The following is a 15,549-nucleotide window of genomic DNA, read 5'->3' as shown; positions in this document are numbered from 1 at the left end:
TAAAGAATATGTAGGGTCATGTAACCCGCCGGACATCGCTTTTCCCTATCCTTTGCCGGATTGTCGAACCGCGCAATGCGAAGGGAACCTATGTTGAAATCGTACGGGGAAGCGCCGAGCGGACGCCTTTACAACCTGCGTGGCTGCCGCGTGTCGGAGCCGATTCGCCAGCCCTGGGGCGGCGGATGCCGGATCGTCGAATGGATCGACGACGAGGGGCGCCTGGCGCGCAAGGTCGTGTCCGAGGACGTGACGGAAGCGGAAGTCGCTGCCGCGATCCGGCGGCCGACCGAAGGGCGCAGGCACCTGATGGGCGACGACGAGCAGATGCCGCGCGACACGTTGCCGCGACGCTGAGCCGGCCGGCGCGGCGAATCGGGTGACTGCGGCAATGAATGAACAGGCCGGGCCGGTGCGCCCGGCCTTGTCGTATCTGGGCCCGCCGAGGGCTGGATGGTCCGTCGAGGCGCTGCGATGCCTAGAGGGCGGCGCGGAGCGGAGCCAGCCGGCACGCGGGCCGGCTGGCGTATCGGCCGGCTGTGCCGCGACGGCGGTCAGCCGATCTGCTCGAGCTCTTCCTGCGCGGCGAGCCAGTCGGCCTCGACCGTTTCGAGACGCGTGTTGACGTCCCCGAGCTTGCGGATCGCGTCGGTCAGTTCCGTCTTGCGCTCGGCTTCGTAGCTCGCCGGATCGGCGACGAATGCGTCGAGGCGCGCCTTCTCCGCGTGCAGCGTCTCCATTTCCTTTTCGAGCTTCGTGATGCGCGTCTGCAGCGGCTTCTTCAGCACCGACAGGCGCTGCCGTTCCTCGGCGGCCTGACGCTTCTGGTCCTTGCGGTTGGCCCCGGCACCCGCGCCCGATGAAGCCGCGCTGTCGGCCTTCGCGGCGGCGCGCTGCTCGGCCGCGTGCTGCAGCAGCCAGTCGCGGTAGTCGTCGAGGTCGCCGTCGAACGGCTGCAGCCGGTGCTTTGCGACCAGCATGAACTGGTCGGTCGTCGCGCGCAGCAGGTGACGGTCGTGCGAGACGAGGATCAGCGTGCCTTCGAACTGCGCGAGCGCCATCGTCAGCGCATGGCGCGTTTCGAGGTCGAGGTGGTTGGTCGGTTCGTCGAGCAGCAGCAGGTTTGGCTTCTGCCAGATGATCAGCGCGAGCGCGAGGCGTGCCTTTTCACCGCCCGAAAACGGCCCGACCGGGGTGGTCGCCATGTCGCCCGAGAAGTTGAAGCCGCCGAGGAAGTCGCGCAGCTCCTGTTCGCGCGTGTCGGGCGCGAGCCGCGCCAGGTGCGCGAGCGGCGAATCATCCTCGCGCAGCGTTTCGAGCTGGTGCTGCGCGAAATAGCCGATCGTCAGCCCCTTGCCGTCGCGGACGTGCCCCGACAGCGGCGCAAGCGTGCCCGCCAGCGTCTTGATCAGCGTCGACTTGCCCTGGCCGTTCGCGCCGAGCAGGCCGATGCGCTGGCCGTTCTGGATCGACAGCGCGACGCGCTCGACGATCGGAATTTCCGCTCCGCCGTCGGCGTGGTAGCCGCAGCGGACGTCTTCCATCACCATCATCGGGTTCGGCGCGGCATCGGGCGTGCGGAATTCGAACGTGAACGGCGATGCGATGTGCGCAGGCGCGATCAGCTCCATCTTCTCGAGCGCCTTCATCCGGCTCTGCGCCTGCTTGGCCTTGGTCGCCTTGGCCTTGAAGCGGTCGACGAAGCTCTGCAGGTGCTCGATCGTCTTCTGCTGCTTTTCGTAGGCGCTTTGCTGCAGCGCCAGTTGCTGCGCGCGCAGCACTTCGAACTGCGAGTAGTTGCCGCCATAGCGCTTCACCTGGCGGTTTTCCAGATGCAGCGTGACATTGCAGATCGAATCGAGGAATTCGCGGTCGTGCGAAATCACGACGAGCGTGCCGGGGTAGCGGTGCAGCCAATCTTCGAGCCAGACGATCGCGTCGAGGTCGAGGTGGTTCGTCGGTTCGTCGAGCAGCAGCAGGTCGGAACGGCACATCAGCGCCTGCGCGAGGTTCAGGCGCATGCGCCAGCCGCCGGAGAAGCTGGCGACGGATTCGCGCGTCTGCGCGAGCGTGAAGCCGAGGCCGAGCAGCAGCGCCTCGGCGCGGGCGGGCGCGGTGTAGCCGTCGGCGTCGGCGAACGCCGCATGCGCGTCGGCTTCGGCGGCGCCGTCATGCGCGGCGGAGGCGGCCGCGATGCGGGCCTCGATCTCGCGCAGTGCGGCGTCGCCGTCGAGCGTGTAGTCGAGCGCCGAGCGGTCGACCGCGGGCGTTTCCTGCGACACATGGGCGATCCGCCACGACGGCGGCATCGAGAAATCGCCGCCGTCCGAGTGCAGCTCGCCGCGCAGGACCGAGAACAGGGTCGACTTGCCGGCGCCGTTCGCGCCGATCAGGCCGGCTTTCTCGCCGGGATTGAGCACGAAGGAGGTCGACTCGAACAGCGGCTTGGTGCCGCGCGCAAGGCTGAACTGATTGAAACGGATCACGGCGGAAATGACTGGCCAAAACCGCTATTCTAGACTGCGCGCCGCTCGCGCCGGGCATTGGCCGTTCGGCGGATGTCGCAACGGGGCAATTTCGCCTAGACTCCACGTCGATCCGGTTTCGTAAAAGGAGTGCCCGATGTCCACCCTGTATTCGTTCAGCGCAGAGACGCTTGCCGGCGCGCCGGCTTCGCTCGACGCGTATCGCGGCAAGGTGCTGCTGATCGTCAACACCGCGAGCGAGTGTGGTTTCACGCCGCAGTACGCGGGCCTGCAGAAGCTGTACGACCAGTACGCGGCGCGCGGCTTCTATGTGCTCGGCTTCCCGTGCAACCAGTTCGGCAAGCAGGAGCCCGGCGACGCCACGCAGATCGGTGCGTTCTGCGAGCGCAACTACGGCGTCACGTTCCCGATGTTCGCGAAGATCGACGTGAAGGGCGACCATGCGCATCCGCTGTACCGCTACCTGACCGACGAGGCGCCCGGCATTCTCGGCCTCAAGGCGATCAAGTGGAATTTCACGAAATTCCTGATCGATCGCGAAGGGCGCATCGTCAAGCGCTATGCGCCGTCGACCAGACCGGAAGAAATCGCCGCGGATATCGACAAGCTGCTGTGACGGCGGCCGACGGCGTTCACTGCGCAGGTGCGGATCGCACGGGCGCCGCCACCTCGGCCGTTAGAGGATCGGTGCGAACAGCCGTGCGACGTGCATCGCGATGCGCCGCCAGGCGGGCGACCGGCGGTATTCGTTCGCATCGACCTCGTACGCCTGCGCGAAATCGGCCTCGAGCATCGTCTCGACTTCGGCGGCGAACGTGCGGTCGACGGTCAGCACCATGATCTCGAAATTGAGGCGAAACGAGCGGTTGTCGAGATTCGCGCTGCCGATCGCCGCCGCGATGCTGTCGATCAGCACGACCTTCTGGTGCAGGAAGCCGGGCCGGTAGCGGAACACCTTGACGCCCGCATCGACCAGGTCGCGCGCGTACAGCTTCGACGCTTCGAATACCACGTAGTGATCGCGCCGGCTCGGGATCAGGATGCGCACGTCGACGCCGCGCATCACGGCGAGCTTCAGCGCGGAGATCACGGCTTCGTCGGGGACGAGGTACGGCGTGGTGATCCAGACCCGCTCGCGCGCGGCGTTGATCGCCTCGACGAAGAACAGCGAGCCCGTCTCCTGCTTGTCGGCCGGCCCCATCGGCACCGCGAGGCAATGCATGCTGTCGCCGGGCTGCGCGGGCGGAGGCAGTGCGAGCGGCGGCAGCTTCTGCGTGGCCCAGTGCCAGTCTTCGGCGAACACGTACTGGATGCTCGCGACCACCGGGCCGCGGATCTCGATGTGCGTGTCGCGCCACGGCGACAGGCGCGGCTTCGCGCCGAGATACTCGACGCCGACGTTGTGGCCCCCGACGAACGCGCAATTGCCGTCGACGACGACGATCTTGCGGTGGTTACGGAAGTTGAGCTGGAAGCGGTTGACGAACTTCCTGTTGGTCGCGAACGGGTGAACTTCGACGCCGCCCCGGCGCAACGTGTCGACGTAGCTGTGCGGCAGGTCGAAGCTGCCGATGCTGTCGTACAGCAGGCAGCAGCGCACGCCGGCCGCTGCGCGCGCGAGCAGCGAGTCGCGCAGCATCCGGCCTAGCGCATCGTCGCGCACGATGAAGAACTGCACCACCACGTAGTCACGCGCGGCGTCGATAGCCGCCAGGATCGCCGAGAACGTCGCATCGCCGTTCACGAGCGTGCGCACCGAATTGCCGCCGAGGAACGGCATGCCGCCGAGCCGCGTGAGCGCGAGCACCGCGGCCTGGCCGATCGCGTCGGCGGCCGGCCCGTCGGTCGCGTCGGTCGCGAGCCAGGGCGAGCGCGGTGTGTGCATGCGCAACATTTCCAGCTCGTGGCGCCGGGCATCGACGTAGCCGGAGAACTTGCTGCGGCCGAGGAACAGGTACGGAATGAGCGTCAGGTACGGCATGGCCGCGAGCGAGACGGCCCACGCGATCGCGCCTTGCGACGTGCGCGTGTTCATGATTGCGTGGCACGCCGCAACAATCCCGAGCACGTGGATGGTCAGGATCAGGGTGCCGAGATGTAGCCAGTCGAGGGTCATGGGCGCGTGACGGACTCCTGAGGTCGCGCGGCCGGGCGGCCGCCTACGCGCATCTTACCCAACCGTGCGGCGCAACGGTGCACCGCACGGTGGGCGAGCCGGGAAGGCTCAGGCCTTGCGGGGCAGGTCCGACGCCTGGATCAGGAACACGGCGTCGTCGCCCGCGCTGGTGGGCAGCCACGTGAGTTCGAGGCCGCCGAACGCGGCTTCGACGTTTTCGCGCTCGTTGCCGATCTCGACGACGAGCACGCCGTCGTCGTGCAGCCAGCGATGGGCCTCGGAGACGATACGTCGCACGATGTCCATCCCGTCATCGCCACCCGCGAGCGCCATCTCTGGCTCGTGCCGATACTCGGGCGGCAGCGCGGCCATCGACGATGCGTTTACGTACGGCGGGTTCGTCAGGATCACGTCATAGCGCGAGCCCGGATCGGTGCGGAACGCGGGCAGCGGCGCGTAGAGGTCGCCGCGGTGCAGCCCGATACGGTCTTCGAGGCCGTAGTCGCGCACGTTGATCTCGGCGACTTCGAGCGCCTTGTCGGACAGGTCGACCGCGTCGATCTCGGCGTTCGGGAACGCGCTCGCCGCGAGGATCGCGAGGCAGCCTGAGCCCGTGCACAGTTCGAGCACCGCGCCGACCTGCTCGGGATCGGCGACGTACGGCTGCAACCCGTCGTCGAGCAGCTCGCCGATGAACGAGCGCGGCACGATCACGCGTTCGTCGACGTAGAAGCGGTGGCCATGCATCCACGCTTCATGCGTGAGGTACGCGGCCGGCACGCGGTCGGTCGCGCGCCGTTCGATCACGGCGAGCACGGCCGCGATTTCGTCGGGCAGCAACCGCGCGTCGAGGAACGGCTCGAGCGTGTCGAGCGGCAGATCGAGCGTGCGCAGCACGAGGTAGGCCGCTTCGTCGTACGCATTGTCGGAGCCGTGGCCGAACGCGAGCTTCGCCTTCGAGAAGCGCGTGACCGCGTAGCGCAGCAGGTCGCGAACAGTGGCAAAAGGTGTCGTCATGCGAGCCTCCATCAGGCGATCAGTTGTTCGAGCACGCGGCGGTACACGTTCTTCAGCGGGTCGACGAAGCGCACTTCGATGTGCTCGTCGATCTTGTGGATACTGCCGTTCGGCGGGCCGAACTCGATGACCTGCGGGCAGATGCGCGCGATGAAACGGCCGTCCGACGTGCCGCCCGTGGTCGACAGCTCGGTCGTGATACCGGTCTCGGTGCGGATCGCGTTTTCCAGCGCGCCCGACAGCTCGCCGCGCGGCGTGAGGAACGGCAGGCCGCTCACCGACCATTTCAGCGTGTATTCGAGGCCATGCTTGTCGAGGATCGCGTGCACGCGTGCCTGCAGGCCCTCGACCGTGCTGGCGGTCGAGAAGCGGAAGTTGAACAGCAGGTCGGCGTGGCCGGGGATCACGTTGGTCGCACCGGTGCCGGCGTGCAGGTTCGACACCTGCCAGGTGGTCGGCGGGAAGTATTCGTTGCCTTCGTCCCACTGCTCGGCGGCGAGCTCGGCGAGCGCCGGCGCGAGCAGGTGGATCGGGTTCTTCGCGAGGTGCGGATACGCGATGTGGCCCTGCACGCCCTTGACGACCAGTTCGCCCGACATCGAGCCGCGACGGCCGTTCTTGACGACATCGCCGAGCTCGGTGGTCGACGTCGGCTCGCCGACGATGCAGTAGTCCATGCGTTCGCCGCGCGCTTCGAGCAGCTCGACGACCTTCACGGTGCCGTCGGTGGCGGGGCCTTCCTCGTCGCTCGTGATCAGGAACGCGATCGCGCCGCGGTGGCCGGGATGCGCTGCGACGAATTCCTCGGACGCGACGACGAACGCCGCAAGCGACGTCTTCATGTCGGCCGCGCCGCGGCCGTACAGCTTGCCGTCGCGATGGGCGGGGATGAACGGCGGCGAGCTCCACTGCTCGAGCGGGCCGGTCGGCACGACGTCGGTATGGCCCGCGAACGCGAGCAGCTTGCCGTCACGGCCGTCGGTGCCGCGCTTGACGGCCCACAGGTTGGTCACGCCGTGCGACGCGATGGTCTCGCATTCAAAGCCGAGCGCGGCGAGGCGCTCGGTCATGATCTGCTGGCAATGCTGGTCGTCGGGCGTCACGGACGCGCGGGCGATCAGCTGTTCGGTAAGGGCTAGGGTGGCGGACATGGTTCGGACCACTTTCGATAAAAAATGCCGGCGCGGTGGCCGGCAGCGACAAGACGTCGGGCTGCGCCGACTGGCGCAGCGCGGGCAGCCCTATGCGGCAAACAGCGCCGCGTATTGATCGGCCACGAAGCCGAGCGATTTCACGCGGCCGTTGATCACCAGCACGGGGCGCTTGATGACCGACGGCTTGTGGATCATCAGCGCGACCGCGCCGGCCTTCGTTTCGGCGGCCGCCTTCATCGCGTCGTCCAGGCCGCGCCACGTCGTGCCGCGCTTGTTGACGAGCGCGTCGAGCGACACGTCCTTCAGCCAGTCCTCGACGAGCGGTGCGCTGACACCGAGCTTCTTGAAGTCGTGAAACTCGAATTCGACGCCGTGATCGTCGAGCCACACGCGGGCCTTCTTCACGGTGTCGCAGTTCGGAATGCCGTAGACGACCACGGTGTGCGGCTTCGCCATCAGTCGCCTCGCAGCAGCTCGTTCAGGCCGACCTTCGCGCGCGTCTTCGCGTCGACCTTCTTGACGATCACCGCGCAGTACAGGCTGTGCGAGCCGTCCTTCGACGGCAGGTTGCCGGCGACGACGACCGAGCCGGCCGGAATGCGGCCGTAGCTGACTTCGCCCGTCTCGCGGTCGTAGATCTTGGTGCTCTGGCCGAGGTACACGCCCATCGAGATCACCGAGTTTTCCTCGACGATCACGCCTTCGACGACTTCCGAGCGCGCGCCGATGAAGCAGTTGTCTTCGATGATGACCGGGTTCGCCTGCAGCGGCTCGAGCACGCCGCCGATGCCGACGCCGCCCGACAGGTGCACGTTCTTGCCGATCTGTGCGCAGGAGCCGACCGTTGCCCACGTGTCGACCATCGTGCCTTCGTCGACGTATGCGCCGATGTTGGTGTACGACGGCATCAGCACGACGTTCTTCGCGATGAACGAGCCGCGGCGCGCGATGGCCGGCGGAACGACGCGGAAGCCGCCCGCGGCGAAATCTTCAGCGGTGTAGTTCGCGAACTTCGACGGCACCTTGTCGTAGAACTGCGAGTAGCCGCCGGCGGGCATCGGCGCGTTGTCCTCCAGGCGGAACGACAGCAGCACGGCCTTCTTCAGCCACTGGTGCACGGTCCAGTTGCCGTCGATCTTCTCGGCCACGCGCAGCGCGCCTTTGTCGAGCTGCTCGATCGCGTGCGCGACGGCTTCGCGGACGTCGGCCGGTGCGGCCTTCGGCGACAGCTCGGCGCGGTTTTCCCAGGCGGTATCGATGATTTGCTGAAGTTGTTGCGACATGTTCGTTTTCGCAGGAGATGGATGGAATTGATCGGATGAACGATTACCGCGCGAGAGCGCGGCAGAAATCGACGATGCGTTGCGCGCCCTCGACGCATTCGGGGGTGCCCGCGACGAGCGCGATCCGGATGAAATCGCGGCCCGGATTCGTGCCGTGCGCATCACGCGCCAGGTACGAGCCGGGCAGAACCGTCACATTATAGTCGGCGTACAGGCGGCGGGCGAACTCGGTGTCCGACAGCCCGGTGCGCGACACGTTGGCCCACAGATAGAACGCCGCGTCGGGCAGCTTCACGTCGATCACGTCGGCGAGCATCGGGGTGACGGTATTGAACTTCTGCAGGTACAGCGCGCGGTTCTCGCGCACGTGCGCTTCGTCGTTCCACGCGGCGATGCTCGCGTGCTGCCAGACCGGCGAGAGCGCCGCACCGTGGTACGTGCGGTACAGCAGGAATTTCTTCAGCAGCGCCGCGTCGCCGGCGACGAAGCCCGAGCGCATGCCCGGCACGTTCGAGCGCTTCGACAGGCTCGACAGCATCACGAGCCGCTCGAAGCCGCGGCCTAGGCGGTGCGCGGCCTCGAGGCCGCCGAGCGGCGGCGCCGCTTCGTCGAAATAGATTTCCGAATAACACTCGTCGGACGCGATCACGAAACCGTGGCGGTCGGACAGCGCGAACAGCTCGCGCCAGTCGTCGAGCGTCAGCACGGCGCCCGTCGGGTTGCCCGGCGAGCAGACGTACAGCAGTTGCGTGCGTGCCCAGACTTCGTCGGGCACGGACGCGTAGTCGCACGCGAAGTTGCGGGCCGGGTCGCTGTTCGCGAAATAGGGTTCGGCACCGGCCAGCAGCGCCGCGCCTTCGTAAATTTGATAGAAAGGATTCGGACAGAGTACGATCGCCTTCTCGCCCTGTTCGGACGGGCGCGCGTCGATCACCGTCTGCGCAAGCGAGAACAGCGCCTCGCGCGACCCCGACACGGGCAGCACCTGCGTGGCCGGGTCGATGGCCGGCAGCCCGTAGCGGCGCTCGAGCCAGTGCGCGATCGACGTGCGCAGCGCGTCCGAGCCGGCCGTGGCCGGGTACGACGCGAGACCGTCGAGCGCGGCCATCACGGCGTCGCGGATCAGCGCCGGGGTCGCATGTTTGGGCTCGCCGATGCCGAAGCTGATCGGTTTGAGGGCGCCGGAGGGCGTCACGTCCTTGAACAGGGCGCGCAGCTTTTCGAAGGGATAGGGCTGGAGCGAGTCGAGTCGAGGGTTCACGGGCGAAGCGGCCATCGCGGCCGGTTGGAGCAAAAGAAGCGGCGGGCGCGCCGCGCGGCTGCGAACGGGCGCCGATGGCGCGCGGGTCGCAACGGACGATTATAGCGTGACGGAATGCGGTCACGGCCTGCCGGAACGGCGGCCGGGCCGGTCGAATAAAGGGTATTGAACCAAATGAACAACGCGGTACGCGGCAGCCTGCCGACGCTGGCCATCCTGATCGGCGCGTCGGTATGGGGCCTGATCTGGTATCCGCTGCGGATCCTGGCGTCGCTCGGCGTGACGGGCACGCTGGCGAGCGCGCTGACGAGCCTCGTCGCCTTCCTGTTCGTGATTGTTGCGCGACACCGCACGATCTCGACGCTGCGCTGGCACTGGGTATTGCCCGGCATCGCGGTGACGGCCGGCGTGACGAACCTCGGGTTCGTATGGGGCACGATCCACGGCGAAGTGCTGCGCGTGATGCTGCTGTTCTACCTGACCCCCGCGTGGACCGCGATCTACGCGCACTTCCTGCTGCGCGAGCGGCTGACCTGGGCCGGCGCGGGGCTCGCGACGCTGTCGATCGGCGGCGCGATGCTGATGCTGTGGTCGCCGGCGCTCGGCCTGCCGCTGCCGGCCACCCCGGCCGAATGGGCCGGGCTCGCGGCCGGATTGAGCTTCGCGATGAGCAACGTGCTCGTGATCAAGGCGAGCCGCGAGCTGCCGGAGATGCGCGCGGAGATGCGTACCGCGACGCTGTTCGGCGGCGCGGCCGTGTTCGGCGCGATCGCGTCGCTGTTCGAGGGGATACCGGCTGCGCCGGCGGGCGGCCACCTCGGCACGGCCGCGCTGATCATCGTCGCGATCGGCGTGACGATGGCGTCGAACAACCTGCTCGTGCAATACGGGCTGGCGCGCGTGCCGGCGAACCGTGCGTCGATCATCATGCTGTTCGAGATCGTGATCACCGCGCTGTCGGCATGGGTGTTCGCGAACGAGCTGCCGACCGCGCGCGAGTGGGCGGGCGGCGCGTGCATCGTGCTGGCGACGTTGCTGTCGAGCCGGGTCCATCGCGCTGCGCCGGCACCGGACAAACCCGGCGACGGTCGGGACGGCGCACGCGCGATGGTATGATGGAAGCCGTTTGCGGGGCCCAACGCTGTATGCGCGCGGCCCCGCTTTTGAATTCCGGGGCGCTTCGCGCGCATGGGCCGTCCGGCCTCGCGCAGTGCGGCTCCGTCCGTTTCACACCTTCTTCACATCCGATACCGCCGTGCGTCTGAGCTCGATCAAACTCGCTGGCTTCAAATCCTTTGTCGATCCCACGCATTTCCAGGTTCCGGGCCAGCTTGTCGGCGTGGTGGGCCCGAACGGATGCGGCAAGTCCAACATCATCGATGCCGTGCGCTGGGTGCTCGGCGAGTCGCGCGCTTCCGAGCTGCGCGGCGAATCGATGCAGGACGTGATCTTCAACGGCTCGACCGCCCGCAAGCCCGGCAGCCGGGCCAGTGTCGAACTGATCTTCGACAACTCCGACGGCCGCGCGGCCGGCCAGTGGGGCCAGTACGGCGAGATCGCCGTGAAGCGCGTGCTCACGCGCGACGGCACGTCGAGTTACTACATCAACAACCTGCCGGCGCGCCGCCGCGACATCCAGGACATCTTCCTCGGCACCGGCCTCGGGCCGCGTGCGTACGCGATCATCGGGCAGGGCATGATCGCCCGGATCATCGAGGCGAAGCCGGAAGAGCTGCGCGTGTTCCTCGAGGAAGCCGCGGGCGTGTCGAAGTACAAGGAACGCCGCCGCGAAACCGAGAACCGCCTGCACGACACGCGCGAGAACCTGACGCGCGTCGAGGACATCGTCCGCGAACTCGGCGCGAACCTCGAGAAGCTCGAGGCGCAGGCCGTCGTTGCCACCAAGTACAAGGAACTCGTCGCCGACGGCGAGGAGAAGCAGCGCCTGTTGTGGCTGCTGCGCAAGAACGAGGCCGCCGGCGAGCAGCAGAAGCAGCAGCGCGCGATCGAACAGGCGCAGATCGACCTCGAGGCGCAGACGGCGAAGCTGCGCGAGGTCGAGGCGCAGCTCGAGACGCTGCGCGTCGCGCATTACTCGGCAAGCGACGCGATGCAGGGCGCGCAGGGTTCGCTCTACGAAGCGAACGCCGAGGTGAGCCGCCTCGAAGCCGAGATCAAGTTCATCGTCGAATCTCGCAATCGCGTGCAGGCGCAGATCGCCGCACTGAATGCGCAGCGCGAGCAATGGCGTGCGCAGGCCGAGAAGGCGCAGGACGAGCTCGAAGAAGCCGAGGAAGCGCGTGCGATGGCCGACGAGAAGGCCGCGCTCGCCGAAGACAACGCCGCCGCGAAGCACGACGCGCTGCCGGCGCTCGAAGCGAAATTCCGCGATGCGCAGGCGCAGCTCAACGACGAGCGCGCGCGGATCGCGCAGACCGAACAGTCGCTGAAGCTCGAAGCCGCGCACCAGCGCAACGCCGACCAGCAGCTCCAGCAGCTTCAGCAGCGCCATGAGCGCCTGAAGAGCGAGGCGGGCGGGCTCGACGCGCCGGACGAGGCGCAGCTCGAGGAGCTGCGCATGCAGCTCGCCGAGCAGGAAGAAATCCTGGCCGAAGCGCAGGCGCGCCTCGCCGACGCGCAGGAAACGGTGCCGCGCCTCGATGGCGAGCGCCGTGCCGCGCAGGAGCGCGTGCAGGCCGAAGCCGCGCAGATCCACCAGCTCGAGGCGCGTCTCGCCGCGCTGAAGCAGCTGCAGGAAAACGTGCAGACCGAAGGCAAGGTGCAGCCGTGGCTCGACAAGCACGAGCTCGGCGCGCTGCCGCGTCTGTGGAAGAAGCTGCATGTCGAAGCGGGCTGGGAAGCCGCGCTCGAAGCCGTGCTGCGCGAGCGCCTCGCCGCGCTCGAAGTGTCGAATCTCGACTGGGTGAAGGCTTTTGCCACCGACGCACCGCCCGCCAAGCTCGCGTTCTACGCACCGCCTGCGGCTGGCGAGCCGCCCGCGGCCGTGGCCGGCCTGCGTCCGGTGCTGTCGCTCGTGCGCATCGACGACGCGGGCATCCGCGCGGTGCTGAACGATTGGCTCGGCAACGTGTACGTCGCCGACGACGTCGCGCAGGCGCTTGCGACGCGCACGCAGCTGCCGGCTGGCGGCGCGTTCGTCGTCAAGGCCGGCCATATCGTCACGCGCGTCGGCGTGCAGCTGTATGCCGCCGATTCGGAGCAGGCCGGGATGCTGGCCCGCCAGCAGGAAATCGAAAATCTGACGCGCCAGGTGCGTGCGCAGGCGCTGCTCGCCGACGAGGCGCGCACGGCCGCTGTCCGCGCGGAAGCCGCGCACACGCAGGCCACTCAGGCGCTCGGCGACGTGCGAGCGCAGGCCGAGCGCGCGACGCAGCGCGTACATGCGCTGCAGATGGACGTACTGAAGCTCGCGCAGGCGCACGAACGTTACACGCAGCGCAGCACGCAGATTCGCGAGGAACTCGAGGAAATCGGCGCGCAGATCGAAGAGCAGCGCGCGATGCGCGCGGAGTCGGAAGCGAATTTCGAGCGTTTCGACGGCGAACTTGCGGAACTGCAGGCGCGCTTCGAGGACAACCAGCTCGCATTCGAAGCACTCGACGAATCGCTGACGCAAGCGCGTCAGGAAGCGCGTGACCTGGAGCGCGGCGCGAACGACGCACGCTTCGCCGCACGCAATGCCGTGACGCGGATCGACGAACTCAAGCGCAGCATCCAGGTCGCGCACGAGCAGAGCGAGCGCGTCGCCGCGTCGCTCGAAGACGCACGCGCCGAGCTCGAGACGATCAACGAACAGACCGCGCACACGGGCCTGCAGGACGCGCTCGAGATTCGCGCGGTGAAGGAAGAGGCGCTGCAGGCCGCGCGGATCGAACTCGACGACCTGACCGCGAAGCTGCGCGCGTCGGACGAGCAGCGGCTCGTCGTCGAGCGCTCGCTGCAGCCGCTGCGCGACCGCATCACCGAATTGCAGTTGAAGGAGCAGGCCGCGCGCCTGTCGGTCGAGCAGTTCGCCGAGCAATTGACGACGGCCGAGGTCGACGAGGAAGCGCTGCGCGAGAAGCTCACGCCGGATCTGAAGCCGTCGTACCTGCAGGGCGAGGTCACGCGCCTGAACAACGCGATCAACGCGCTCGGCCCGGTGAACATGGCCGCGCTCGACGAGCTGAAGGCCGCGAGCGAGCGCAAGGTGTTCCTCGACGCGCAGTCGGCCGACCTGATCGACGCGATCACGACGCTCGAGGACGCGATCCACAAGATCGACCAGGAAACCCGCACGCTGCTGCAGGGCACCTTCGACGAGGTCAACCGTCACTTCAGCGACCTGTTCCCGCGCCTGTTCGGCGGTGGCCAGGCGAAGCTGATCATGACGGGCGACGAAATCCTCGACGCCGGCGTGCAGGTGATGGCGCAGCCGCCGGGCAAGAAGAACGCGACGATCCACCTGCTGTCGGGCGGCGAGAAGGCGCTGACCGCGACCGCACTGGTGTTCGCGATGTTCCAGCTGAACCCGGCGCCGTTCTGTCTGCTCGACGAGGTCGACGCGCCGCTCGACGACGCGAACACAGAGCGTTTCGCGAATCTCGTGCGCGCGATGTCCGACAAGACGCAGTTCCTGTTCATCTCGCACAACAAGATCGCGATGGAAATGGCGCAGCAGCTGATCGGCGTGACGATGCAGGAGCAGGGCGTGTCGCGGATCGTTGCGGTGGACATGGAAACCGCCGCTGGTTTTGCCCAGAATTGACGTTTGACGAAACCGGACCGCGTTCGCGCGGCGCATGGGCGCCCGTTCGCGGTTCCGACGAACAAGAATTGCTGATGGAGCGTGCATGGACGAGTTGACACTCGGTTTGATCGGCGCGGGCGCCGTCGTGGTGGGCGGCGTCGTGGTCTACAACGCATGGCAGGGCGCGAAGGTGCGGCGCAGGATGCCGCGCCCGATGCCGGAGGAAGCGGCCGAGGCGATGAACCGCCCCGAACGCGAGGAAGAATTGCCGTTCATCGAGCCGGTGCGCCAGCCGGTGCGGCGCGAGTCCGCGGCCCCGGCCCCGGTGGCCGCCACGGGTGGCACGCCGGCCGAAGTCGCGCGCGTCGAGCCGACGTTCGGTGGAGCGGCACCTGCCGACACGCCGGCCGATCTGCAGGCCGAGGCGACTGGCGTCGATGCACCGGCCGAGTCGGTCGAGCCGGTTGCCGGCGAAGCCGCTGCGCCGGCTTCCGCGCACGACACGCACGCTGAACCGGCCGAGCCGGCCGAACCCGTGCTGCCGGCCGCCACGACGATCTCGTCGGCGCCGCCGGCGATCGTCGACCGCCGGATCGACTGCATCGTGCCGATCCGCCTCGGCGGGTTGCTGCCGGGCGACAAGATCCTGCCGGCCGCGCAGCGGCTGCGCCGCGCGGGCAGCAAGCCCGTGCACATCGAAGGCAAGCCGGAAGGCGGCCAGTGGGAATTGCTGCAGAACGGCGTGCGCTACGAGGAATTGCGCGCGGCCGCGCAGCTCGCGAACCGCAGCGGTGCGCTGAACGAACTCGAGTTCTCCGAATTCGTGACGGGTGTCCAGCAGTTCGCCGACGCGATCGACGGCGCGCCGGAATTCCCGGACATGATGGAAACGGTCGCGATGGCGCGCGAGCTCGACGCGTTTGCCGCGCAATGCGACGCGCAGCTGTCGATCAACGTGATGTCGGACGGCGCGCCGTGGTCGGCGAACTACGTGCAGGCGGTCGCGTCGCAGGACGGGCTGCTGCTGTCGCGCGACGGCACGCGTTTCGTGAAGCTCGACGCGAAGCAGAATCCCGTGTTCATGCTGCAGTTCGGCGACACGAACTTCCTGCGCGACGACCTCACGTACAAGGGCGGCAACATGATCACGCTGGTGCTCGACGTGCCGGTCGCCGAAGAGGACATCCTGCCGTTCCGGCTGATGTGCGACTACGCGAAATCGCTGTCCGAGCGGATCGGCGCGCGGGTCGTCGACGATTCGCGGCGGCCGCTGCCGGAATCGACGCTGGTCGCGATCGATCAGCAACTGATGAAGCTGTACGCGAAGCTCGAGGAAGCCGGCATCCCGGCCGGTTCGCCGGTCACGCGCCGCCTCTTCAGCCAGTAACGCGCGCCCGGCGGGCGGCGGCTTCCGGCACCGTCGCCCGTCGCGGCAATGCACCGTGCTTGTGTGCGCTGCAGCGTGCCCGCGCGGCATGCATC

General features: G+C 67.8%; 12 protein-coding genes. 5 read left to right on the top strand and 7 right to left on the bottom strand.

Annotated elements, in window-relative coordinates; all coding sequences use genetic code 11:
- The first annotated feature begins 90 nt into the window (after positions 1–90).
- Positions 91–357, top strand: a complete 267-nt coding sequence (locus C5O79_RS12615) for a DUF2866 domain-containing protein (RefSeq protein WP_039342663.1) — start codon at positions 91–93, stop codon at positions 355–357.
- 197 nt (positions 358–554) lie between these two features.
- On the opposite strand, the gene C5O79_RS12610 is transcribed toward C5O79_RS12615, so the two are convergent.
- Positions 555–2,486 carry an ATP-binding cassette domain-containing protein gene (locus C5O79_RS12610; RefSeq protein ID WP_122474144.1) on the bottom strand — a complete coding sequence of 644 codons (1,932 nt, stop codon included), beginning with the start codon at positions 2,484–2,486 and terminating at the stop codon, positions 555–557.
- Between the two features lie 136 nt (positions 2,487–2,622).
- Between C5O79_RS12610 and C5O79_RS12605 the strand changes: the two genes are divergently transcribed.
- Complete coding sequence (locus C5O79_RS12605; RefSeq protein ID WP_122474143.1) at positions 2,623–3,102, top strand: glutathione peroxidase; 480 nt, start codon at positions 2,623–2,625, stop codon at positions 3,100–3,102.
- A 60-nt stretch (positions 3,103–3,162) separates the two neighbouring features.
- Here C5O79_RS12605 and cls read toward each other — a convergent pair whose 3' ends face one another.
- From cls to dapC, 6 genes are all read right to left on the bottom strand, one after another.
- Positions 3,163–4,602 (bottom strand): cardiolipin synthase, encoded by a 1,440-nt coding sequence (gene cls / locus C5O79_RS12600; RefSeq protein ID WP_122474142.1) that lies wholly within the window; start codon positions 4,600–4,602, stop codon positions 3,163–3,165.
- Between the two features lie 108 nt (positions 4,603–4,710).
- Positions 4,711–5,619, bottom strand: a complete 909-nt coding sequence (gene prmB, locus C5O79_RS12595) for a 50S ribosomal protein L3 N(5)-glutamine methyltransferase (RefSeq protein ID WP_122474141.1) — start codon at positions 5,617–5,619, stop codon at positions 4,711–4,713.
- An 11-nt stretch (positions 5,620–5,630) separates the two neighbouring features.
- Positions 5,631–6,770, bottom strand: a complete 1,140-nt coding sequence (dapE, locus tag C5O79_RS12590; protein WP_047850710.1) for a succinyl-diaminopimelate desuccinylase — start codon at positions 6,768–6,770, stop codon at positions 5,631–5,633.
- 90 nt (positions 6,771–6,860) lie between these two features.
- Complete coding sequence (locus tag C5O79_RS12585; protein ID WP_039342680.1) at positions 6,861–7,229, bottom strand: ArsC family reductase; 369 nt, start codon at positions 7,227–7,229, stop codon at positions 6,861–6,863.
- Complete coding sequence (gene dapD, locus C5O79_RS12580; protein WP_006478479.1) at positions 7,229–8,056, bottom strand: 2,3,4,5-tetrahydropyridine-2,6-dicarboxylate N-succinyltransferase; 828 nt, start codon at positions 8,054–8,056, stop codon at positions 7,229–7,231. Before dapD ends, C5O79_RS12585 begins: the two co-directional genes overlap by 1 nt.
- Positions 8,057–8,099: 43 nt before the next feature.
- The gene (gene dapC / locus C5O79_RS12575) at positions 8,100–9,332 is read right to left on the bottom strand and encodes a succinyldiaminopimelate transaminase (RefSeq protein ID WP_122474140.1); all 1,233 of its coding nucleotides are present in this window, start codon (positions 9,330–9,332) and stop codon (positions 8,100–8,102) included.
- Positions 9,333–9,491: 159 nt separating this feature from the next.
- On the opposite strand from dapC, the gene C5O79_RS12570 reads away from it, so the two are divergent.
- The 3 genes from C5O79_RS12570 (at position 9,492) to C5O79_RS12560 (ending at position 15,454) form a co-directional block, all read left to right on the top strand.
- Positions 9,492–10,433 carry a DMT family transporter gene (locus C5O79_RS12570; protein WP_122474139.1) on the top strand — a complete coding sequence of 314 codons (942 nt, stop codon included), beginning with the start codon at positions 9,492–9,494 and terminating at the stop codon, positions 10,431–10,433.
- 139 nt (positions 10,434–10,572) lie between these two features.
- Complete coding sequence (gene smc / locus C5O79_RS12565) at positions 10,573–14,085, top strand: chromosome segregation protein SMC (RefSeq protein WP_122474561.1); 3,513 nt, start codon at positions 10,573–10,575, stop codon at positions 14,083–14,085.
- An 85-nt stretch (positions 14,086–14,170) separates the two neighbouring features.
- Entirely contained in the window at positions 14,171–15,454 is a 1,284-nt protein-coding gene (locus C5O79_RS12560; RefSeq protein ID WP_046545989.1) for a cell division protein ZipA C-terminal FtsZ-binding domain-containing protein, read from the top strand.
- Positions 15,455–15,549: the final 95 nt, after the last annotated feature.

Source organism: Burkholderia sp. SRS-25 (assembly GCF_004343765.1).
GTDB classification, from domain to species: Bacteria; Pseudomonadota; Gammaproteobacteria; order Burkholderiales; family Burkholderiaceae; genus Burkholderia; species Burkholderia contaminans.
This window is presented reverse-complemented; position numbering and strand designations above follow the sequence as displayed.